Raw genomic sequence first — 20,343 nt, 5'->3', positions numbered from 1 at the left:
ACGGCCTGGTTGGCCTCGCGCACCGCTTCCTCGGCCTCGGCCTGCACCAGCTCGGCGCCGTCCTTCGCGGCGAGTGCCGCGTTGGTGGTCTCCAGCGCGAGGCGGTGCGTCTCGTCGGCGGCCCGGCGCGCCGTCACCGCCTCCTGGTTCGCCCTGTTCGCCGCCGCCTGGGCCGCGTTGGCCGCGTTCGTGGCCGCCTGCGCCCCGGCCCGTGCGGTCTCCGCCGCGGCCCTGGCCCTGGCCGCGTACGCCGCGGACTGGTCGGCGGACGCCTTGGCGGCGTTCGTCTCACCCTCGATGCGCCGGTACTCGTCCCACGCCTCGCCGCCGAGTTCCTCGGCCTTCTGGCGGGCCTTCTCCAGTTCTCGCGCGTACTGGTTGTAGACCTGGACGTGCTTGCCGTAGACGGTTTCCGCTACCTGCAGCTGCTTGCCGAGCTTCTCGGCCTTGCCGACCGTCTCGTCCATCGCGGTCTTGGCCTGGACCGCGTTGGCGTACGCGGTCGTGGCGTCCTTGGACTTGGCGATCGCGTTCGCCGCGGCGCCCTGCGCGTTCACCCGCGCGTTGCGGGCGTTCGCGGCGTGTCCCTGAGCCTGTGCCGCCTTCTGCGCCGCGATGTTCTTCTGCTGCTCGGCGCGGTTGCGGGCCGCGATCGCGATGTCGTGCTGCGTCCGCGCCGCCGCGGCCAGCTCAAGAGCCCTGTCCCGCTGGCGTTTGGTCTCGTCGAGGTACTTGCGGGCGTTGTTCGCGTGTTCCTGGGCGTTGCGGTCGGCGTCGAGCGCGCGGCTGTCGGCCAGGGTGGCCTCGGCCGCGTGCTGCGAGGTCTCGGCCGCGAGTGCCGCCGCTTCGACGGCACTCGCGATGCCGATGGTGACCTTGGCCCAGTCCAGGCCGTTGGTCAGACCGGACTCCACCAGCCGGACCGCCGCGTTGTGGACTGCGGCGTTGATCCTCTCGGCCTCGGGCACGACCCGGCGGCCGCGGGCGGCGTACTCGGCCGCCTCCGCCCGCAGCGCGTCGATCTCCTGGTCGCGGCCCTTGTGACCGTTGGCGCGGCCGGGCTTGTCCTCCTGGAAGATCCGGTCGGCCTTGTGCGCGGTCTTCACCGCCATCTGCATGGCGAAGATGCCGTCTTCCATGGCTTTGACCGCGTTGATGTTGGCGCGCATGATCTCGGTGCGCGCGTTGGCGGCGGCCTCGCTGCGCCGGGCGAGCTGGTCGAGCTCGGTCAGCGCGCGGTTGCGGTCCGCCAGGGCCTTCTCGATGACCGCCTGGAAGTCGTGGTCGCGCTTGTTCGCCTCGTGGTAGCCGGTGAGGTAGAACTCGCGGATCCGCGCGTAGTCGTTGAGGAGGAGGACCGCCTCGCCCTCGACCTTCACCTGCGGACCGCCGTGCGCCACCATGTCGCGGACGCGGCCGGTGATCCGTTCCTGTTCGGCCTTGTCGTCCTCGGCCTGCTGCTTGTCCTGCTTCAGCGCGATCTCGTAGCCGTAGGCCACGAAGTCCGCGATGGCCCGGTCACCGGCGGTCAGCGCGGCCTGTGCGCCGGCCTTGACGTTCGGGCCACCGGTGCGGGCCCACTCCTCGACCTTCTTGCGGTTCTCCGCGCGTTCGACGCTCTTGCGCTGGTCGGCGCGGGCCTGGGCCTCGGCCTGACCGTGGTCGAGGAACCAGATCAGCTTTTCCTTGGTGCCCACGGCCAGTGCGGCCGCGGCTGCCTCGCGTACCTCGACGTCCTCGGCGTGGTCCCTGATGTCGCCGACGAGTTGTTTGTAGAACTCGTGTTCCTCGTCGACCGGGTCGTTCGCCTGACTCTGTTGCTGCTGCTGGAGAATCGGCGTTCGCGGTGCGGCGAGCGCGGGGGCGTTCGAGCCGAGTAACGCCAGCACCACCGTGATGACCAAGGCCATGACTGACCGGCGCCGCGACGAGGCGGCGCTGGGAAGTGAGCTGTTCATGTGGTTACCGGTCCCCCCGGTCGCGGTCGCGCGCGGAGTCGGCGTTCTTCTTCGCGTTGGTCGCGAGGTCCTGCCAGAACTTCGCCTGGCCGAGCGCCCAGGCCGCTTCGTCCGCCCACGAGGTGTTGGAGGTTCCGGCGCGGTCGAGGATCGCGGCCCAGTCCTGCTCGCTCTGCGCGGAGCGGGCGTGCTGGGCCACCTGCGCCCAGGCCGCCGCCTGCGCGTCCGCCTTGGCCTTCTCGGCGTTCCAGTCCACAGAGGACTGTGTGGTTTCGTGCTCGACCTCGTCCCACCTGGCGATCGCGTCCTGCCGCGCCTTGCGGGCGAGTTCGCCGCTCGACTCGCGTTCGGCCTTCTCCGCGGCCAGGGCGGCCTCGGTCAGCACGCGGATCTTGCGGTGCCAGATCTCGTTCTGCTCCAGCGTCCTGCGGCGGAAGCCCTCGTTGTCGAGGTCGGCCCCGATGCCCCAGTAGTACTTGAAGAACAGGCCCACCTGGGTGTCGTCGCCCGCGATCGCGCGCTGGGCCGCCGCGCGCACCTGCACGCCGGGATCGTTGGCGGCCAGGTAGGCCACGTACGTGCGATCCTCCCCGGCCAGTCGCGCCAGGTGTTCCTGGTGCTGGTTGTTGTTGGCCTCGTCCGCGGCCCTGGCGCGTTCGTATCCACTTTGGACGTAGACGTCCTGCGCGTTCGCCGCGCTGACCATCGCCTGGTCCGAGGTGAACCGCACGGCGCTCCCGCTGGGCGAGTAGCGGTTGATCTCCTGGATGTACCGGCGGTTGTTCGTTTCCCGTTCGGTCGCCCTGGCTCTCGCCTTGGCGATGCCGGTCGCGAAGAACTCGTCGATGGCCGCGTCGCCGCGGTTGCTCAGCAGTGCCTGCAACGCTTCCGCGCGCAGTTCCGCCGAGGAGGACTCCGAGAACGCTGTTCTCCGTACCGTGTCGCGTCTTCCGGTGGCCAGATCCGCTTGCGCGGTGGTGGATGTGACCGTGGCCTCGGCCATCGCCGGCGTGACCGCCGCGGTCATCACCGCTCCGAAAGCCATCGCGGCAACGAGAATTGAGCGCAGCAAAGTGTGACGCCCCATGTATTTCCCCCCAGAAACAGGCTAAGGCGGCGGGCAGAGTTGCCCAGGGCGTTTCTAGCACGACCTCGGTCCGCCACCAAGTGTGACTCAGCTCACAAGCGTTGCGGGTGGTGCCGTCGTGTGCGAAAGTCCGTGCCACGGCATCCGGCAGGCTGGGGGGTCTGGCCACAAAACCGTTGGTGATGCCTTGAGTCCTGGGGGATTCGCAGTTGTCCAGATCCAGTCTGGGCGGCCGCTGCATGCGCGCATTAGCTGCGCTCGCGGTCGTTTCCACGTTCGTTTCCGGTTCGGTCACGACGGCCACCGCCGCGGCTGCGCCGCGTGAGTCGTCGCCTGACCAGAAGATCGCCGCGGCAAGGGAAATCCCGCTGACGATCACGCCCACGCAGTACCAGATGACGGACTGCAACTTCACCATCTGGGTGTGGGGACAGACGAAACAAGCCGCCAACGCCAAGGTGAACCTGGCCGCGTCGGACGCGTTCGAAGCGAACTCTCCGTCCAATCCGGAGGCGTGCTACCGCTTCATCACCGAAGACATCTACACCGCCCACCAGGCGGACCTCGTCGAGCAGCTGCAGAAGGCCAAGCGCGACAAGCAGCGCATCGCGGCCGCCGCGGTGGTCAGCTGGAACAACCTCGCCCAGGGCGATCTCGACGCCACGCTCAAGGAGTTCGTCTTCCGCCTCTGGGAGCGGGCCGAGGCGAACAGCGAGGTGCGCAACAAGGCCGCGGCGGTGCTGACCGCGACGTCCACCGACGAGCAGCGCCAGGTGTACGTCGCCACCGACATCTTCACCGCTCGTGAGGTCGACCGGCAGCGCCGCATCGAGGAAGCCGAGCGCAAGCGTCAGGAAGAGCTGGCGCGCCAGGAGAACGAGAACAAGCGCGCCGAGGCGTGGCTGGTCGTGGCCAAGGCGCCGCTGACCGAGGACCTCAAGCTCATGACGGACCACGAGTTCGTCTACTCGATCTTCCGGCGGACCACCGGAAAGTGGATCAAGGCCGACGCACAGGCCGCGGCCGACAGCCGTGACCCGCTGGTGTGGAAGGCGTTCATCTTCACCGGTGTGCACGCCTCACACCAGAAGGACCTGGCGGAGCAGAACGAGCAGGACGCGGCCGAGACCGCGAAGCGGATCAACGAGATCCTGGGCGCGGCCGAACGCGACGGCTACAAGCCGAACCTCGCCAGGGCGGCACGCGTCGCGCTGTCGGGTGACCTGGCCGCACGGCACGCGTTCCTCAACGTGGGCCAGCACGAGGCGCTCAAGCTCGACCTGATCAAGCCGGACCACAAGCGCGTCATCGAGCTGCAGGGCGTGGGGTCCAGCCGCTGTCTGCAGATCTGGGGCGGGGGCGAGGACGCGACCCGGCAGGGGCAGCAGCAGGAGCTGTGGGACTGCCTGCGCGGCACCAAGCAGGTGTGGGAGCTGAACCAGGTCAACGGTGACCAGTACCTGTTGCAGAGCCTCCACTCCAAGCAGTGCCTCGACGTCTCCGGTGACGCCGTGGTGCAGAACCTGTGCGACAGCCCGACCGCACGCTGGAAGTTCATCGAGAACGTCGCGGACGGCTCGTTCCAGCTGCAGAACGTCGCCAACGGCCGGTACGCCACGACGCAGAACAGCGGCACGGCCAACGCGACGCTGATCGTCCTGGGCAGCAACACCAACGCGATCGACCAGCGCTGGCGTCTCATCGACCCGACGCACCGCGCGGACGTCGTGGGCGTGAGCGCCGGCATCGTGTGGGTCAAGGGCGTCGAGTCCGGCCGCTGCCTGCAGACCGCGGGCGTGTGGGACCAGCCGAACGAGGGCGCGAACGCCGACCTGGCGGAGATGGAGCTGTGGGACTGCGTCGGTGGCAACAAGATGCGGTGGGAGATCATCCCGCTCGGCCACAACCGCTACGCGCTGAAGAACATCCAGTCCGGCAAGTGCCTGGACGTCAAGTGGGGCCAGTTCACCAACGGCACCTCGCTCATCCAGTTCACCTGCCACTACGGCGGCACCGAGCAGTTCGCCTTCACCCAGGGGGTGGACAACAGCCTCGGGCTGCAGAGCGTGCTGACCGCTCAGTTCGCGGACGCGATCGGGCACGCCACGCAGAACGCCGCGATCGTCCAGACCTGGGAGAACACCGGGCTCGCCAACCAGCGATGGACGCTGGTGTACAACCCGCCGGTGTAATCCGCTGACGACAACGGCTCCTCCCGGTTCGCAGGGAGGAGCCGTTCGTGTGGGTACTAGTAGGTTGTCGCGGCTTGGTTGTGCTCCCGGTTGTGGATGAAGGGACCCTTCATCCACCTCAGGTCGATGAAGGGTCCCTTCATCCACGAGGCAAGCGCCAGAACTAAGCCGCGACGCGGCACTAGCGGGGCTGGCGCTCGCGGCGGATCGTGACGCGCTTGCCCTTGATGGTCGCGTCCCGCAGCTGCTCGATCACGTCGCTCGCGGCCGGGCCCGGCACCTCGACCAGCGAGAACCGGTCCGCGATCTCGATCGCGCCGATGTCGCGGCCCTTCAGCTGCGTCTCGCCGGTGATCGCGCCGACGATGTCCTGCGGCCGGATGCCCGACGAGCGGCCCGCGCCGAGGAACAGCCTGGTCATGCCCTCGGACGGGCCACGGCGCTCGCGGCGCGGACCCGCCGGGCCACCCTCGCGGCGCGGCCGGTCCTCGCGCGGGCGCACCTCCGGGATCTCTTCCTCGTCCGCGGCGGCACCCGAGGCCTCGTGGGCGAGCTTCACGGCCGCCAGCGCGATGTCCATGACGTCGAACTCGTCCGCCAGGGTCTCGACCACCACGCGGAAGCGCGACAGGTCGTCCTCCATCAGCGACTCCTGCAGCGACGAGCGGGTCAGTTCGAGCTGGCGGGCGCGCAGGTCGGCGACCGTCGGCACCTTCTCCATCGGGATCTTCGTCTTGGAGACGCGCTCGATGGTCTTGAGCATGGAGTTCTCGCGCGGCTCGACGAGCGTGATCGCGACGCCCTCACGCCCGGCGCGGCCGACGCGGCCGATGCGGTGCGTGTAGGCCTCGGGCGCGGACGGCACGTTGTAGTTCACGACGTGCGTGAGCTGCTCGATGTCGAGGCCGCGGGCCGCGACGTCGGTGGCCACCAGCAGGTCGGCCGTGCCGGAACGCAGCCGGGACATCACCCGGTCGCGCTGCTCCTGGCTGATGCCGCCGTGCAGCGACTCGGCGCGGTAGCCGCGGCCGTTGAGCGTCTCGGTGAGCTGGTCGACCTCGTCGCGCGTGCGGCAGAAGACGACCGCGGCGGTCGGCGACTCGACGTCCAGCACGCGGCCGAGCGCGGCGGGCTTGTGCTCGCGGCGCACCAGGTACGCGGTCTGCCGGACGCGCGGGGCCTCGCCCGGCTCGGTCTTCTCGCGCTCGATCTGGATCAGCACCGGCTCACGCAGGTGGCTCTTGGCCATCCGGTCGATGCGCGGCGGCATCGTGGCCGAGAACAGCACGGTCTGCCGCTGCTCCGGCGTCTCGGAAAGGATCGCGTCGATGTCCTCGGCGAAGCCCATGTCGAGCATCTCGTCGGCCTCGTCGAGCACGACGACCTGCAGGTCGCCGAGCTGCAGGGTGCCGCGCTGCAAGTGGTCGATCGCCCGGCCCGGGGTCGCGACCACCACGTCGACACCGCGGGACAGTTCGCGCAGCTGGCGGCCGATCGGCTGGCCACCGTAGATCGGCAGCACGCGCGTGCCCATGTGCCGGCCGTAGCGGTGCACCGCCTCGGAGACCTGCACGGCCAGCTCACGGGTCGGGGCGAGGACGAGGGCGAGCGGCTTCTCGCCCTTGCCGATCCTGTCTGCGATGCGTTCGAGCAGAGGCAACGCGAAGGCCGCCGTCTTGCCCGTGCCCGTGGCGGCCTGCCCCAGCAGGTCGTTGCCAGCGAGCAGCGGTGGGATCGCTTCGCTCTGGATCGGCGTCGGCTCCTCGTAGCCCAGCGTGGTGAGTGCGTTGAGGATGTCGGGCCGCAGCCCCAGGTCGGCGAAACCGTTGTCGGCGGTGGTCATGACGAGTATCTTCCCCCACCGCCCGACATCGCACTCACCCAGCACTCTTTCCGGACCTGGTCAAGCAACCTCCCGCAGGCCCACGCGCACGTCCGCGCCGCTCGTCACGCCGTTCACGGTGACCGAGATCTTGACCTGACCAGGCCTTATCCCCGTGAGGACACCGTTGTCCGGATCGAGCCACGCGACGTGCCACGGCCGGATGCCGGACCTGTCGCCCACATGAAGGCCGGGTGACCCTTCCCACACCGCCGCCATCGGATACTTCACCGGCAACGTCCGCGAGCCCTGTTTCAACGTCGCCGCAACCGTTTCCCGTGTGCCGGACCTCAGGTCCGCCGGAGCCCGCACCTGGAGTGCGTCCACATGGGGCCGGATCTCGGCTTTGATGTTGTTCCCGGTGACGCCGACGAGCGTCCAGCCGGTGAACCCGCCCACCTCGGCCGGTGCCTTGCCGGAGTTGCCGTTGATCACGTGCGGCACGCCGTCCACAGTGGACGCGAAGAAGCCGCCGACGTGCCCGCCGACGAACGCCGTGGGCTTGTCGCGTTCGGACAGCAACCGCTCGAAGTACGCCGCCTCCATCCGGTCGGCGAGCTGGCTGGTGCGCGCGGGCGTGGGATCGCGCGGCGGGTGGTGCATCATCACGACGGCCTGGCCGGTGGCGGTGTGGAGTGCGGTTCGGAGCATCTCCATCTGATCGAAGCCACCGCCTCGCAGTGTCCCGGCCGACGAGTCGAGCAGCACGAACCGCGTGCCCCTGTGGTCGAACGTGCGGTGAGTGGCACCGAACTCGCGGCGGAAGTTGTCGATCGTGCCTGGTCCCATGATCTCGTGGTTGCCGGGCACGTAGTACCAGGGGAAGTCGCCGAGCTCCTCGGTCAGGATCCTGCGGGCGAGCCTCAGGTCCTCCGGCGACGCCTCGTCGACCAGGTCGCCGTTGATCACGACGAACTCGGCGCCGGAGGACCTGATTTCCCGCAACGTGCGGCGGGCGGACCTGACCAGGTCGCTGTCGGGGTCGCGGGCGACGAACTGGGCGTCGGACATGACCGCGAACGTCCAGCCGGTCGCCTGGCCGATCACCGGTTCGCGCAGCTCGGGCGTGGGCGGCAGGGTGGTTCCGGGCGGGACTCGCGCGGTGATGTCGTCGACGATCACCTCGCCCCGGTAGGAGCGGTCTGCTTTGGTTTCGATCGTGGAGAACCTGGTGACCTGGACGGGGAACTTGAGCTCCGGCGGTAGCGCGACCTCCAGCTGTTTCCAGCCGTTCCAGGTGATGTACGGGCCGTAGAGCGACCGCGACTGACCGGACGCGTCGGTGACCGTGAACGCCGTCCACTCACCCTTGCCGCTGCCGTTCACCCACGCGGCCAGGGAGAGGGGCTGCCCGTCGATCCGCAGCGGCTTCGGCGGCACGGCGTAGGCGGTGCGCGTGCCAGTCGACTGGCTGAAGTCGTAGCTGAGCTTCAGTCCCTGGCCGGTGTGGCCGTTGGGGTCCGGGGTGGCCGTGCCGGTCGCGCGGGCCGATCCGAAGGTCCACTGTGGAGCGTCGTCCATGGGCGCGATCAGTTCGTCGTTCGCGCCGACGGTCACCGCGACGTGGGTCTCCTTGCCCTGGGAGCGTGCCCTGATCGTGGTCGCACCCGGCTTCAGCGCTGTGATCCGCAGGTCGGGGGAGACGTCGATGACGGTCCGGTCGTAGCTGAGGTCGAGGTCGGCCCGTTCGATCGGCGCGCTGAAGCCCCTGGCGTCGAAACCGTTGATCTGCAACGGCTTCCGCTCGTCCTCGCTCAGGCTGATCCTGGAGTCCGCGGGTGCGAGGCGCGCGAGTTCGCCGAGCACGGTCAGCTGGACGGTCCTGGTGGTGTGGCCGCGCAACGCCGTGAAGGACGCCGGCCCGCGGTGGGGTGCCGCGTGGAAGGTGTCGCCGATGGCCCATCCGCCCGTCGCGCGGGTGATGTGGTCGCTCGGCGCCGGGCCGTAGGTCTCGTCGTGGCCGCGCACGGTCATCCGGCGGGTCATGCCGGGGAAGACCCGCTGGTCCCTGGTCCGGACGTCGAACCCGACGAGCTTCCCGGTGCCGGCGGGTGCGTAGAGGGCCAGGCCGTTCGGGACGGGGCGCTCGCCGCCGTCCGACGGGGTGTTGACGATCTTGAGCTCGGTCGTGCCGGGTTCGCGGGCGAGCATGGTCGACGAGCCGCCGCCGTCGAGGTTCAGGGCGTTGTGCGCGCCGAGTTCGATCATGGCGTCGGCGAGGTCCTGGAGGTTCAGGCCGGGCAGGTAGGCGCCCTGCCGTCCGTCGACGGTCAGCATGAACATCTTCTTGCCGTCCTGCGAGAACCCGACCGCCGTGCGTGGATGCAGCGGGTCGGCCGGCGCGACGTTCCTGCCGTCCTTGACCAGCAGCTGCCGCCCACCGATGGCCGTCCTCGGCTCGCTGCCGTCGCTCGTGCGGCTGCGGTAGCTGACGTCGACCTGGTCGCCGGGCTTCAACCCCTTGAGGACGTCCGCGCCCTTGTCCCGGCCCACGAGCGCGTATCCGGTGATGGGTTTGTCCGTCGGGACGGTCACTTCCTGGACGACGTCGTCTTTGACCATCACTTCAGCCGTGTTGGACGCACCTTGCGTGGCGCGCGCTCTGCTGTAGGTGCCCCACAACGGGTTGAAGACGCCGATGCCGTCCGTGTCGATTCTTGCGCTGTTGAGCTGCGTCAGTCTGTGCGTGCCGTTGAGCGTGCCTTCGAAGAAGGTCTCCATCACGCCGCCGACACCCGCCGCGTCGATGCCGACGGCTCTGCCCTGACCGGACTTCCTGAGCTGCCCGTCCTGGATGCCGACGCCTTCCGGCGCGTTGGAGTTGTTGATGTCGAAGAAGTCGCCGTTGATCGCCGCGACGGCTCTTCTGGTGTGCTGGGAGAGGGGAGCGGCCTGCGCGACGGCGCCGGTGTCGACGTACCCGACCTGGGCTTTGGCGAGGTCGACGGCGAGCGCGTCGCCGCGCACCCAGCCGTCGGGCCGGTACCAGTCGAAGGAACTGAGAGTGACGCCCGCCGCGACGGGTCTGTCGGCCCGCTCGGTCTCGATGCGTCTGCTGATCTCGGCGTGAGCAGGGGAAACGGGTGCGAGGATGGCAGCGGTGATGATCACCGCAAGTGCACGCTTCGTCACGCCCCGGAACCTAGACTGGTCCGGTGAAGAATCGCCTAACGGTCTGCGCCTCGCACCTGATCACCCTGCCGAGCGCTCCGCACGGCCCGGTCCGCGCGGCGATCGGCGCCGCGCGCGAGGCTGTTGATGCCTTCGACCCGGAACTCGTCGTCTTCTTCGGCACGGACCACCGCCGTGCGTTCCGTTCCGTGGTCCCGACCTTCGCGGTAGTGCTGGAAGCCTCGGCCCGGGGCGACGTCGCCGGCCCGGTCGGTTCGTACGACGTGCCCGCGGACTTGGGGCGCGCCCTGGTGGCGGACCTGGTCGAGGGGGATTTCGACGTCGCCACGGCCTACCGCGCCGAGCTGGACCACGCGTTCGGCCACACGACCCGTGACCTGCTGGGCTCGCTGGACTCCAAGCCGGTGCTGCCGATCTTCATCAACTGCGCCTCGCCGCCGCACGCGTCCTTCCGCCGCGCGGCGTCACTGGGACGCCGCGTCGGCGAGTTCTTCGCTGATCAGCGCGTGCTGTACGTCGGTTCGGGCGGCCTGGCGCACGACCTGCCGGGATTCCGCGAACCCGAGACGGGCGCGGTGCTCACGGAGGAGGAGCGCCAGGCGTGGATCAAGTCGGTCAACGAGCGCGCCCGTGCCGAGGGCACGATCCGGGACCTGGCGCGCACCTGGGACGAAGCCTTCCTGGCAGGCATCGGCGGCACGTCCTGGGAGTGGCTCGACTCGATCGGCACCGACCTGGTCTCGCGGGCCGGCAACGGCGCCGCCGAATGCCTCACCTGGACGGCCGCCTGGGCCGCCGGTGGGCAGGCCCTGAAGACGCTGGCGCACGAGTTCGACACGAACGGCCGCGCCGTCGCGATGTCGTAGGCCTTCAAGTCGGCGGCGCCTCCACGGTGCTGAGCACGTCGGCCTCGGCCAGGTAAAGGCGGCCGAGGTCGATCAGAAGCGTGCCGAGCTCCCGGTAGTGCTCCGCGCGCTGCACATCAGGAATGAGGCCGCACGTGCGCAGCATATTCTGTGCGAGCAACTCGCCGAACTGTGGATAAGTCTTCACCACCTCACGCGAGAGGCGTTGAAGAGATATGCGCAGCAGATCCTCGGTCAGGATTTCCGCGGCCATGGCAGGATCCCCTCGCTCTTGCGCCAGACGCCGTCGCAGTCCCAGCAGGTCGGCCAGGTGTTCTTGTCGCGCCAGAGACTCACCTGTTGCGGCACAATGGGATCGCCGCACAATGTCTCGACGAGCTGCCCCCTGGTCAGCTCGTCGGGGATGGCATGACGCTGCCCCTCGTGGGGCGTCCATCGGAACTTCACATATTAATTGTGCGGCTTGGAAGTCCTCCAAGCTAACGCCCTTTTGGGTTGTGTTGCGATCAAACGTTCTGGAATGGCTGAGAACGGGTCTACCTTCTCGGCATGCCGAAAAGATTCTCCACTGTGAGAGGTCGTGAGTTCGGGGACGGCCTTCGCGCGGCCATCGCCAGCACGGGCATGACCTCGCGGACGGTCGCCGAACTCCTGGGCTGGCAGGAGGCCAAGCTTTCAGACCTGGTCAACGGCAAGGGCGGCTCGACCGCACTCGAATTGGCGTTGTTGCTGGGCGTCTGCCGGACACCGCAAGAGGAACGCGATCACCTGCTCTCGCTCTTCCCCGACTTCAACACCAAGGGTTGGTGGCAGGAACACGGGTCGTGTGCCCCGATCCATCCGCGCACGCTGATCGAACACGAGCGCACTGCCAAGAAGCTGGTCAGCTGGCAGACGTCGTTGGTGCACGGCCTGACGCAGACTCAGGAGTACGCGCATGCGGTGATCGCGGCCTGCGCGAACGTGCCTGCTGACGAGATCGGGGCGCGGGTGGCCGCACGGTCGGCGCGGCAGGAGGTGCTGCGGCCCGCATTGCAGTGCCATTTCTACGTCCACGAGTCGGTGCTGATGACACCCGTCGGTGGCCAAGAGGTGATGGACGCGCAGCTGCGGCACTTGGAAAAGCTCGCGGCGCGGTCGTACGTCGAGATCCGCGTCGTGCCGCTGTCGGCCGGTGCGCACGCGGGGCTTTCGGGTTCCTTCGACCTGATGACGTTCCACAAGTACGAGCCGGTCGTGTTCCTGGAGAGCGAGAACTCCAGCCTCATCGTCGAGGTGCCGAACTCGGTGAAGGCCTACCAACAGGTGGTGGACGCGCTCGATCGGACCGCCTTGGATGCGGAACAATCGAAGGGACTGATCAAGCGGTTGCTGACCTGAGGAGATGGCGATGGCAGGGTGGCGCAAGAGCACGTACAGCGCGAACGCGAGCTCGTGCGTGGAGGTGGCCACCGGCGTCGGGATCCGGGACAGCAAGGCGCCCGTCGCTCACATCGAGGTGGGCCGGGCCGCGTGGACCTCCTTCCTGAGCACGGTGAAACACACCCGCTAGTCAAGGTACGGGCCATTCTGCCGGTCGTTACGATCCGAACCATGACCATGCCCGCTGCGATCGAAGCCGTCCGCGCCGCGTTCATCGGGCTCGCCGCGGAGGAGTTCGACCTGCCGCCACGGCTGGCGTTCAGCGAGAGCAGCTCGCTCGTGATGGCGGTGCACCATCGGCCGAGCAGGTCCACGGCGGTCAAGGTGATCAGCATCGAGATCGAGCGGGACCCGGTGATCACGGGCACGGTGGTGTACTCGCATCCCGGCGGGCAGTTCGTCACGGACGCGGTGCCGCTCACCACGCTGCGGACCGGTGCTGTGGTCGGCGTGGCAACGGATTTGCTGGCCGACGAGGACGCCTCGCACCTGACGCTGCTGGGGGCCGGGGCACAGGCGGCGGACCAGGTGCGGGCCGTGCACGCGGTGCGGCCGTTGAAGAAGCTCGTCGTGTTCAACCGGAACGCCGGGAAGGCCGAGGCGTTGCTGGAGAGCTTGCAGGACGAGCTGCCGGACACGGTGATGGACGTGGAGCTCAACGCGGAAGAGGCGGTGCGGGACGCGGATGTCGTGTGCTGCGCGACGGCGTCGACGGTGCCGCTGTTCTCGTGCGACGCGCTCAAGGAACGGGTGCACGTCAACGCGATCGGCTCGTACCGGCCGGTGATGCGGGAGCTGCCGCAGGAGTTGCTGTCCAGCGCGGAAGTCGTGGTGGTGGACCAGGTCGAGGCGGCGCTGAGTGAGGCCGGGGAGATCATCCGCGCGGTCCAGAGCGGTGTGCTCAGGCTGGAGTCGCTCGTCGAACTCGGTGCGGCGCTGGGGAATCCGCCGCTGCGCGAGGGGCGGACGGTGTTCAAGTCCGTTGGGGTCGCGGTGCAGGACTGGGCGGTGGCCAGGCTCATGGCGTGACAAAGCGCTGGACGTGAACCCATCCGCCGCGTGGGTTCACGTCCAGCGCCGTGATTCTCTCCGTCAGGTCGTGGACAACCGGACGGAGAGAGACCTCAGACCTGCCACTTCTGGCTGGCGACGCCGAGGCAGTCCCAGATGTGGAGTCTGGTGCCGTCGGCCGAGGAGCCTCCCACGGTGTCGAGGCACTTGTTGGCCTGCGGGTTCACGATGTCCTGTGCCCCGCTGACGGTCCACTTCTGGGCGCCTGATCCGTTGCAGTCCCAGAGTTGGACCACTGTGCCGTTGCCGGTACCGCCGCCGTTGACGTCGAGGCACTTGCCCAGCGCGCGGATCGTGCCGTCACCGGGACGGCTCCACTTCTGGGCGGCGTTGCCGTTGCACCCGGTGATCTGGATGGGCGTGCCGTTGGCGGTGTTCGCCCAGGGCACGTCGACGCACTTGCCGCCGATGCCGCGGATCTCCGTGCCACCGCTGGGTGGCGGGCTGTCGTTGGAGACGCGGACCCAGTCGATCACGAGCTGCTGCGGGAACGTCGTGCTGCCGTCGGGGTAGCCCGGCCACTCACCACCGACCGCGAGGTTGATGATGATGAAGAACGGCTTGTTGAACACCCACGTCCGGCCACCTAGGTCGGCGGGCGTCTTGCGGCCGTAGACCTGGCCGTCGACGGACCACACGATCTCACCCGGACGCCAGTCGACAGCGAAGTTGTGGAAGCCGTCGGCGAAGTTCGGGCCGTTGTACACCGCCTGCAGGCCGCCCGCACCGCTGTAACCGGGGCCGTGGATCGTGCCGTACACGGTGTTCTGCTGGTGGCCCAGGAACTCCATGATGTCGATCTCGCCAGAACCTGGCCACGGGTTACCGGTGTTGATGTCGGCACCCAGCATCCAGAAGGCCGGCCAGATGCCCTTGCCGCGCGGCATCTTCATGCGCGCTTCGAACCGGCCGTAGGTCTGGGTGAACTTGCCCGCGGTGTTGATGCGGGCTGAGGTGTACTCGCAACGGCCGTACCAGCACTGGTAGTTGCCGGGGTTCTCGCGCTTGGCGGTGATCACGAGGTTGCCCTGGCCGTCGTGCACCGCGTTCGAGGTGCCCGCCTGGTACCACTGCGACTCTCGGTTGTTGCCGTCGTTGTTTCCGACTTCCATTTGCCACTTGCCACCGTCGACACCGGTGCCGGCGGGGGCGTTGAACTCGTCGGCCCAGGTCACCGCCGCGTTGGCAGGGGGAGCTTGGCTGGTGGTGGCGACGGTGATCCCCGCGGCCACCATCAAGGCGGCAGCGAGGGCCGTCCCGATGCGTCGCTGCATCGAACCGACCTTTCCGGGTGTTTAGTTGTGCGCCCAGTGGTTCGGAAGTGTTGTCATGCCGTGACTCTCGGTCAACTTGTAAAGGTTTTCACCTTTTTGTCAGATGAGAGCGCTCTCAGGAGATCGGGCTCACTACCAGCGGATTCGCAGGAAGCCTGGTAGATCCGGGTACAGCCGCTGGGCCGAAGCGCTGACGCACTTCAGCACCTCCGCGCTCTTGCCGGCGGTGTCGACGAACTCCTTGACGTTGCGCTCGGTGCCGGCGACGCGCACCCGTTCGTCCCGCAGGCACCGCGCTGTCGCGTCCCGCAACTCCGGTGTCATCTTCTGCTCGCGCGCCTCGACGTAGGTGGGTTCGACGTGCGAGATGTGGGCCAGGTTGCAGTCCTCGACCGCCTTGCTCCACGCGTCGGGATCGCCGGTCGGTGGAATGCCGTACAGCAGCGTCAGTCCGTCGACCGGGCTGAGAACCGCGTCGGCGACCGGAAATCCCGCCTCCCGCACGCACTTGGCGAACCCGTCGACCGCCTGCCGGTACTCCTCGTCCGTCACCGTGCCGTCGTTCAGGGCCCAGGCCTGCGCCGCGGGGTAGGAGGGTGCGCCCCCGTCGCCGTCTTCGGCGGCGGGGGCGCACCCGGTGATCATCGCGAGCATCAGCCCGCACAGAACAGCTCGGCGCATGGTCAGCTGTACGTCACGTTGCAGGCGTCGCAGCCCCAGTGCATCCCGGTGCCGAATCCGGCGGCGTCGGTGCGCTCGGAGTACGCGCTGGTGTTGTTCCCGTACACACGCGGCCACGTGTAGCCGTCGCTCGCTCGCAGGCCCGCGCTGAGGCGGCCCGCGCAGCTGCCGTCCACCTTGGTCGTCTGCGCCCAGGCCCTCGTGCTGCTGTACCGGCCGCTGGACACGTGGTTCCGGCCGCAGCCGCGCGACACGTCGCGGTTGTTGCCCAGAGCCTGTGCGGGCAGTGCCGGCATCAGCGCGGCGATGGTGACGGTCGCCAGCAGTGCGGCCGCTGCCCTGGTTCTCAATCCGGTCATGGAAATGTTCCTTTCCGGTAGTGGAAGGGAATCATCGGATGGGCGCGCCAAAATCGGCGTGCAATGATTGTGGAAACCACGCGCAGCACGGATCTACCTGCGCTTTTCGCGGTGGTGAATCCCCCTGGGCCCGCTTGTGCCGCCCCCTCCGATGCCCTGTGGGAACCGTACTGCTTGATCGCGAGTTCGGCCAGGTATCCGAAGAACACCATTTCTTTCTGTGCAGCCTGGAATTGTTTTGTCGGACGCGGATGGGAGTGCTCGGGGACGAGCGCTCCTGGCGGCGCTGTCCTGTCACGTCGTCGGCGATGAGGCAGCATGTTGACACGTGAAGCTAATGCCATTAGCTTTTGGGCTATGGCCGTTCGCTCACGTCTCACCACCGCCAAGGTCGTGGACGCCGCGCTGGAGCTGGTCGACGAGCAGGGCGTCGAGGGACTGACGCTCGCCGCCGTCGCCGCTCGCACCGGTGTCGCCACGCCTTCGCTGTACAAGCACGTCGCGAGCCTCGCCGAGCTGCGAGGTCACGTCGGTGTGCGGGTGCTGGAGGAGATGACCGCCCGGTTCACCGCAACGGTCCTGGGCCGGGCGGGCGACGAGGCGGTGACAGCGCTCATGCACGCGTATCGCGATTACGTGCGGGAGCACCCGAAGCGCTACGCGGCCATGCCGATGGACCCGCTGCACGACGAACTGCAGCAGGCCGCCGGGATGAAGCTCGTGGAGGTCATGCTCGCGACGCTGCGGCAGTACGGCCTGGAGGGCTCCGGCGCCATCCACGCCACGCGGTGCCTGCGGGTGATCGTGCACGGCTTCGCGTCGATCGAGGCCGGCGGCGGGTTCGGCCTGCCGGAAGGCCTCGACGACACCTACGACCAGCTCGTCCGGATGTACCTCACCGATCTCAGGGGGCAATCATGAAGTGGACTCTCACCGCCGCAGGCCTGCTCTTCCTGCTGTACCCCGTGTTCAGACCATGGGAGGACGAGACGACGACCGCGGGTGCCGCGGCCGCGATGGGATCGAGTGCGTGGGTCGCGTCGCACCTGTTCGCCATGATCGGGTTCATCCTGGTGCCGATCGCGTTGCTGGAGATCCACCGCACCGCCGCGATCACGTTCTGGGTCGGCGCCGGGCTCACGCTGCCCTACTACGGCGCCGAGGACTTCGGCCTGCACTCGATCGCCGGGCAGCCGAACATCCTCGAGCTCGCCGAGTCCGTGCGCTACAACCCCGTCGCCGCCACGACTTTCGCTGTCGGTCTGGTGACGATGGGCGTCGCCGCGGTCCTGGTCGCGCTCAAACTCCGCACGCTGCCTGCGATCCTGTTCGCGGCCGGGTTCGCGTTGTTCCTGCCGCAGTTCTTCACGCCGCCCGCGGTCAGGATCGCGCACGGCGTGCTGATGATCGTCGGCTGCGTGTGGCTGGCGTGGGACTCAGCGCGCAGTGAGGCGAAAGACCCTCAGCTCGCGGCCTCCTGACCGCTTCACGTAGTCCTCGAACGCCGGCCAGGCCGCCACCATCTTGCGCCAGGCGGCCTCGCGCTCGGCCCCTTCGAGCAGGGTGCCCCGCACATCACGGACGTCGCCGCGCACGTTCACCTGGATGTCCGGGTTCTTCAACAGGTTCGCGGTCCACCCGGGGTGGTGCGGCTTGCCCCAGTTCGACCCGACGACCAGCATCGACGAACCGTCGGCGACGTACTGGACCTGGTTCTCGCGCCGCTCACCGGACTTGGCGCCCACGGTGATCAGCGTCAGGCCGGTCTGCTTGCTGAACGAGACGGTCATGACCTTGCCGCCGGTCAGCTTGTAGAGCAGGCGGTCGGTGCCGATCACGGCTCTCTCGAACCAGGACATTCAAAGCGCTCCCGTCGACCTCGCCGCGTGGACCGCGGCGGTTCTGTTGTGCACCCCCAGTTTGCGCATCGCGCCCCGGAGGTAGGCCTTGACGGTTTCGGTGCTCAACCCGAGCTCGGCGGCGATCTCCCGGTTGGACGCACCGACCGCGGCCAGCCGAAGCGTATCGAGTTCGCGCGGGGTCAGTCCTGTGGGGACGGAGACGGGAGCGTTACCGCCGAGATCCTGGTGGACCCTGCGCAGTCGTTCGCGCAACGCGGGATCCCCGACGAGCTTGGCGACCTCGGCCAGTTCGCGTAGTGCGGCCTGTGTGTGGAGGGAAGGCATGTCCAGGTCCTGTGCGATGGCTTGCGCGATCGCGCCGGCCATCCTGATGGCCCGGTCGCCGACGGGCGTCTGCCCGCGCACGGCCCCGTAGAGCACGCCGTGCACGGTGCCGCGCACCGCGACCGGGTAGGCGAACACGGAGGTCAGTCGCTCGTCGACGACCACCATCTGATCGAACTCGTGGGTGATCGCGCGGGTGGAGGCGTAGTCGTTCACGCGCACCGCCGTGCACATCGCGATCGCCGTGCCGCCCAGTCCGCGGCCCGTGCCCACGCGCAATCCGTGCAACGACGTGCCGTGCGTGCCGTAGAAGCTGCTCAGCACCAGCTCGCGGCTGGGCGTGACGGCACCGCCGAACACGACGGGCAACCCGGTGGCTCGGCGGAGCATGTCCAGGCGTTGCGGCAACAGCGCCTGGAAACGGTCTGGCAGCACGCTGGCAGTCTCACCCACGGGCGCACCCTCGAAAAGGGGTGCACCCCCATCCGGGGGTATCCCGTCGGCCCGGTCCTGCCCACCCTCTTGAGCCAGTGAAGGAGGCCACCGATGACCAGCCACGACACCTACCGCGCGGCCCGCGACCTGATGCTCACCGATCCCGAGTCGTTCAGCTGGCCGAGCTTCGCCGGCAGCTTCAACTGGGCGCACGACTGGTTCGACTTCATCGCCGAGGGCAACGACACCACGGCGCTGCACATCGTCGAGGAGGACGGCGGCGAGCGCGCCTACACGTTCGACGAACTGCGCCGGAGGTCGAACCGCGTCGCGCGCTGGCTCGCCTGGCACGGCGTCGGCAAGGGCGACAGCGTGATGATCATGCTGGGCAACCAGGTCGAGCTCGGGGAGTCGATGCTCGCGGTGATGAAGCTCGGCGCCGTGATCATGCCGACCACCACCGCGCTGGGACCCGCCGACCTCGCCGACCGGCTGCACCGCGGCGCTGTTCGGCATGTCATCGCGCGCAAGGAGGACGCGGACAAGTTCGAGGACGTGGCCAACAAGGAGGCGGGCACAGTCCTGATCGCGGTCGGTGGTGCCACCGCCGGTTGGCTGGACTACGCGGAGACGGCAGAGGCCCCGGACAACCCGTTGCCGCACCCGAAGACCAGGGCGGACGACCGGCTGCTGCTCTACTTCACCTCCGGCACGACCAGCAAGCCCAAGCTCGTCGAGCACACCCAGACCTCGTACCCGGTCGGGCACGTCACGACCATGCGCTGGATCGGCATCAGGCCCGGCGACGTGCACCTCAACATCAGCTCGCCGGGCTGGGCCAAGCACGCCTGGAGTTGTTTCTTCGCGCCGTGGATCGCCGAAGCGACGATCTTCGTCTACAACTACACGCGGTTCGACGCGGCCGCGCTGCTCGGCCAGATCAGGGACAAGGGCGTCACCACGTTCTGCGCGCCGCCGACCGTGTGGCGGATGCTGATCAAGGCGGACCTCAGCGCGGGGCCGGGCGGGTTGCGCGAGGTCGTGGCCGCCGGTGAACCCCTCAACCCCGAGGTGATCGAACAGGTCCAGCAGCAGTGGGGCCTCACGCTGCGGGACGGCTTCGGGCAGACCGAGACCACGCTGTCGGTCGGCAACGTGCCCGGCGCGCCGGTGAAGCCCGGCTCGATGGGCACGCCGCTGCCGGGTGTTCCGGTCGTGCTCGTCGACCCGATCAGCGGCGAACCGGCCGAGGAAGGCGAGATCTGCATAGATCTGAAGCAGCGGCCGATGTCGCTCATGGTCGGCTATCACGGCGACGAGGAGCGCAACGCCGAGGCGATGGCCGGCGGTTACTACCACACAGGCGACATCGCGAGCAGGGACGAGGACGGCTACCTGTTCTACATCGGGCGGTCCGACGACGTGTTCAAGGCGTCGGACTACAAGATCTCGCCGTTCGAGCTGGAGAGCGTGCTGATCGAGCACCCGGCGGTCACCGAGGCCGCGGTGGTTCCCGCCCCGGATCCGCTGCGGCTCGCCGTGCCCAAGGCGTACGTGGCGTTGAGCGCGGGCTGGGAGCCGAATCGCGAGACGGCACTGCGGATTCTGAAGCACGCCCGCGAGAACCTGGCGCCGTTCCAGCGGATTCGGCGGCTGGAGTTCTTCGAACTGCCCAAGACCGTGTCCGGCAAGATCCGCCGCGTCGATCTGCGCACGCGGGAGGAACAGGGCGTCGAAACGGGGGAGTGGCGGGACGACCAGTTCCCCGAACTGCGCCAGTAGGGCGCTTGCCCATGGT

Annotated in this window: 19 protein-coding genes; 8 read left to right on the top strand and 11 right to left on the bottom strand. The window is 68.5% G+C overall.

The annotated features are described in order from the left end of the window. Together B0F77_RS29910 and B0F77_RS29905 are read right to left on the bottom strand one after the other, a co-directional pair. Positions 1-1,910, bottom strand: a 1,910-nt coding sequence (locus tag B0F77_RS29910) for an ALF repeat-containing protein (protein WP_211294127.1), incomplete at its 3' end; no start/stop codon positions are given. 52 nt (positions 1,911-1,962) lie between these two features. Continuing rightward, positions 1,963-3,003: a hypothetical protein gene (locus B0F77_RS29905; protein WP_086666342.1), complete on the bottom strand. Its 1,041-nt coding sequence runs from the start codon at positions 3,001-3,003 to the stop codon at positions 1,963-1,965. 281 nt (positions 3,004-3,284) lie between these two features. Between B0F77_RS29905 and B0F77_RS29900 the strand changes: the two genes are divergently transcribed. Continuing rightward, on the top strand, positions 3,285-5,237 hold the full coding sequence (locus tag B0F77_RS29900) for an RICIN domain-containing protein (protein WP_086666341.1): 1,953 nt from the start codon (positions 3,285-3,287) through the stop codon (positions 5,235-5,237). A 181-nt stretch (positions 5,238-5,418) separates the two neighbouring features. On the opposite strand, the gene B0F77_RS29895 is transcribed toward B0F77_RS29900, so the two are convergent. Together B0F77_RS29895 and B0F77_RS29890 are read right to left on the bottom strand one after the other, a co-directional pair. Then, positions 5,419-7,080, bottom strand: coding sequence for a DEAD/DEAH box helicase (locus B0F77_RS29895; RefSeq protein ID WP_086666340.1), 1,662 nt, complete (start codon positions 7,078-7,080; stop codon positions 5,419-5,421). Between the two features lie 60 nt (positions 7,081-7,140). After that, a complete protein-coding gene (locus tag B0F77_RS29890; RefSeq protein ID WP_086666339.1) occupies positions 7,141-10,251 on the bottom strand; it encodes a phosphodiester glycosidase family protein in 3,111 nt (1,036 codons plus the stop codon). A 23-nt stretch (positions 10,252-10,274) separates the two neighbouring features. On the opposite strand from B0F77_RS29890, the gene B0F77_RS29885 reads away from it, so the two are divergent. Beyond that, complete coding sequence (locus tag B0F77_RS29885; protein WP_086666338.1) at positions 10,275-11,117, top strand: DODA-type extradiol aromatic ring-opening family dioxygenase; 843 nt, start codon at positions 10,275-10,277, stop codon at positions 11,115-11,117. Positions 11,118-11,121: 4 nt separating this feature from the next. On the opposite strand, the gene B0F77_RS29880 is transcribed toward B0F77_RS29885, so the two are convergent. Beyond that, on the bottom strand, positions 11,122-11,370 hold the full coding sequence (locus tag B0F77_RS29880) for a hypothetical protein (protein WP_086666337.1): 249 nt from the start codon (positions 11,368-11,370) through the stop codon (positions 11,122-11,124). Beyond that, a complete protein-coding gene (locus B0F77_RS29875; protein ID WP_086666336.1) occupies positions 11,352-11,564 on the bottom strand; it encodes an HC3 family zinc finger protein in 213 nt (70 codons plus the stop codon). The genes B0F77_RS29880 and B0F77_RS29875 overlap by 19 nt, the downstream gene beginning before the upstream one ends. A gap of 102 nt (positions 11,565-11,666) precedes the next feature. Here B0F77_RS29875 and B0F77_RS29870 point away from each other — a divergent pair, with 102 nt between their 5' ends. From B0F77_RS29870 to B0F77_RS29860, 3 genes are read left to right on the top strand one after another with little or no spacing between them, the layout of a single operon-like run. Then, a complete protein-coding gene (locus B0F77_RS29870; protein ID WP_143466966.1) occupies positions 11,667-12,497 on the top strand; it encodes a helix-turn-helix domain-containing protein in 831 nt (276 codons plus the stop codon). A gap of 10 nt (positions 12,498-12,507) precedes the next feature. Then, positions 12,508-12,669 carry a DUF397 domain-containing protein gene (locus B0F77_RS29865; RefSeq protein ID WP_086666347.1) on the top strand — a complete coding sequence of 54 codons (162 nt, stop codon included), beginning with the start codon at positions 12,508-12,510 and terminating at the stop codon, positions 12,667-12,669. A gap of 41 nt (positions 12,670-12,710) precedes the next feature. Then, on the top strand, positions 12,711-13,568 hold the full coding sequence (locus B0F77_RS29860) for an ornithine cyclodeaminase family protein (RefSeq protein ID WP_086666334.1): 858 nt from the start codon (positions 12,711-12,713) through the stop codon (positions 13,566-13,568). A gap of 95 nt (positions 13,569-13,663) precedes the next feature. Here the strand turns inward: B0F77_RS29860 and B0F77_RS29855 are convergent, their stop codons facing one another. The 3 genes from B0F77_RS29855 to B0F77_RS29845 form a co-directional block, all read right to left on the bottom strand. After that, the gene (locus B0F77_RS29855) at positions 13,664-14,884 is read right to left on the bottom strand and encodes a family 16 glycosylhydrolase (protein WP_086666333.1); all 1,221 of its coding nucleotides are present in this window, start codon (positions 14,882-14,884) and stop codon (positions 13,664-13,666) included. 132 nt (positions 14,885-15,016) lie between these two features. Beyond that, positions 15,017-15,565, bottom strand: a complete 549-nt coding sequence (locus B0F77_RS29850) for a hypothetical protein (protein ID WP_086666332.1) — start codon at positions 15,563-15,565, stop codon at positions 15,017-15,019. A gap of 2 nt (positions 15,566-15,567) precedes the next feature. Further along, a complete protein-coding gene (locus B0F77_RS29845; protein ID WP_086666331.1) occupies positions 15,568-15,924 on the bottom strand; it encodes a hypothetical protein in 357 nt (118 codons plus the stop codon). Between the two features lie 357 nt (positions 15,925-16,281). Between B0F77_RS29845 and B0F77_RS29840 the strand changes: the two genes are divergently transcribed. Together B0F77_RS29840 and B0F77_RS29835 are read left to right on the top strand one after the other, a co-directional pair. Continuing rightward, positions 16,282-16,845, top strand: a complete 564-nt coding sequence (locus B0F77_RS29840; protein WP_086666330.1) for a TetR/AcrR family transcriptional regulator — start codon at positions 16,282-16,284, stop codon at positions 16,843-16,845. Then, on the top strand, positions 16,842-17,405 hold the full coding sequence (locus B0F77_RS29835) for a hypothetical protein (protein WP_086666329.1): 564 nt from the start codon (positions 16,842-16,844) through the stop codon (positions 17,403-17,405). The genes B0F77_RS29840 and B0F77_RS29835 overlap by 4 nt, the downstream gene beginning before the upstream one ends. Here B0F77_RS29835 and B0F77_RS29830 read toward each other — a convergent pair. Both B0F77_RS29830 and B0F77_RS29825 read right to left on the bottom strand, forming a co-directional pair. Next, the gene (locus B0F77_RS29830) at positions 17,361-17,783 is read right to left on the bottom strand and encodes a nitroreductase family deazaflavin-dependent oxidoreductase (protein WP_086666328.1); all 423 of its coding nucleotides are present in this window, start codon (positions 17,781-17,783) and stop codon (positions 17,361-17,363) included. The two genes, B0F77_RS29835 and B0F77_RS29830, sit on opposite strands and share 45 nt — an antisense overlap. Then, positions 17,784-18,563, bottom strand: coding sequence for a helix-turn-helix transcriptional regulator (locus B0F77_RS29825; RefSeq protein ID WP_211294125.1), 780 nt, complete (start codon positions 18,561-18,563; stop codon positions 17,784-17,786). Between the two features lie 93 nt (positions 18,564-18,656). Between B0F77_RS29825 and B0F77_RS29820 the strand changes: the two genes are divergently transcribed. After that, entirely contained in the window at positions 18,657-20,327 is a 1,671-nt protein-coding gene (locus tag B0F77_RS29820; RefSeq protein WP_086666327.1) for an AMP-binding protein, read from the top strand. Positions 20,328-20,343: the final 16 nt, after the last annotated feature.

The organism is Lentzea kentuckyensis (assembly GCF_002150765.1).
GTDB classification, from domain to species: Bacteria; Actinomycetota; Actinomycetes; order Mycobacteriales; family Pseudonocardiaceae; genus Lentzea; species Lentzea kentuckyensis.
This window is presented reverse-complemented; position numbering and strand designations above follow the sequence as displayed.

Excerpts from the sequence above, each read along its gene's own strand:
- B0F77_RS29905 (WP_086666342.1), bottom strand. The coding sequence starts at position 3,003 with ATGGCTTTCGGAGCGGTGATGACCGCGGCGGTCACGCCGGCGATGGCC.
- B0F77_RS29900 (WP_086666341.1), top strand. The coding sequence starts at position 3,285 with ATGCGCGCATTAGCTGCGCTCGCGGTCGTTTCCACGTTCGTTTCCGGT.
- B0F77_RS29895 (WP_086666340.1), bottom strand. The coding sequence starts at position 7,080 with ATGACCACCGCCGACAACGGTTTCGCCGACCTGGGGCTGCGGCCCGAC.
- B0F77_RS29880 (WP_086666337.1), bottom strand. The coding sequence starts at position 11,370 with ATGGCCGCGGAAATCCTGACCGAGGATCTGCTGCGCATATCTCTTCAA.
- B0F77_RS29870 (WP_143466966.1), top strand. The coding sequence starts at position 11,667 with ATGCCGAAAAGATTCTCCACTGTGAGAGGTCGTGAGTTCGGGGACGGC.
- B0F77_RS29865 (WP_086666347.1), top strand. The coding sequence starts at position 12,508 with ATGGCAGGGTGGCGCAAGAGCACGTACAGCGCGAACGCGAGCTCGTGC.
- B0F77_RS29860 (WP_086666334.1), top strand. The coding sequence starts at position 12,711 with ATGACCATGCCCGCTGCGATCGAAGCCGTCCGCGCCGCGTTCATCGGG.
- B0F77_RS29855 (WP_086666333.1), bottom strand. The coding sequence starts at position 14,884 with ATGCAGCGACGCATCGGGACGGCCCTCGCTGCCGCCTTGATGGTGGCC.
- B0F77_RS29850 (WP_086666332.1), bottom strand. The coding sequence starts at position 15,565 with ATGCGCCGAGCTGTTCTGTGCGGGCTGATGCTCGCGATGATCACCGGG.
- B0F77_RS29845 (WP_086666331.1), bottom strand. The coding sequence starts at position 15,924 with ATGACCGGATTGAGAACCAGGGCAGCGGCCGCACTGCTGGCGACCGTC.
- B0F77_RS29840 (WP_086666330.1), top strand. The coding sequence starts at position 16,282 with ATGGCCGTTCGCTCACGTCTCACCACCGCCAAGGTCGTGGACGCCGCG.
- B0F77_RS29835 (WP_086666329.1), top strand. The coding sequence starts at position 16,842 with ATGAAGTGGACTCTCACCGCCGCAGGCCTGCTCTTCCTGCTGTACCCC.
- B0F77_RS29830 (WP_086666328.1), bottom strand. The coding sequence starts at position 17,783 with ATGTCCTGGTTCGAGAGAGCCGTGATCGGCACCGACCGCCTGCTCTAC.
- B0F77_RS29820 (WP_086666327.1), top strand. The coding sequence starts at position 18,657 with ATGACCAGCCACGACACCTACCGCGCGGCCCGCGACCTGATGCTCACC.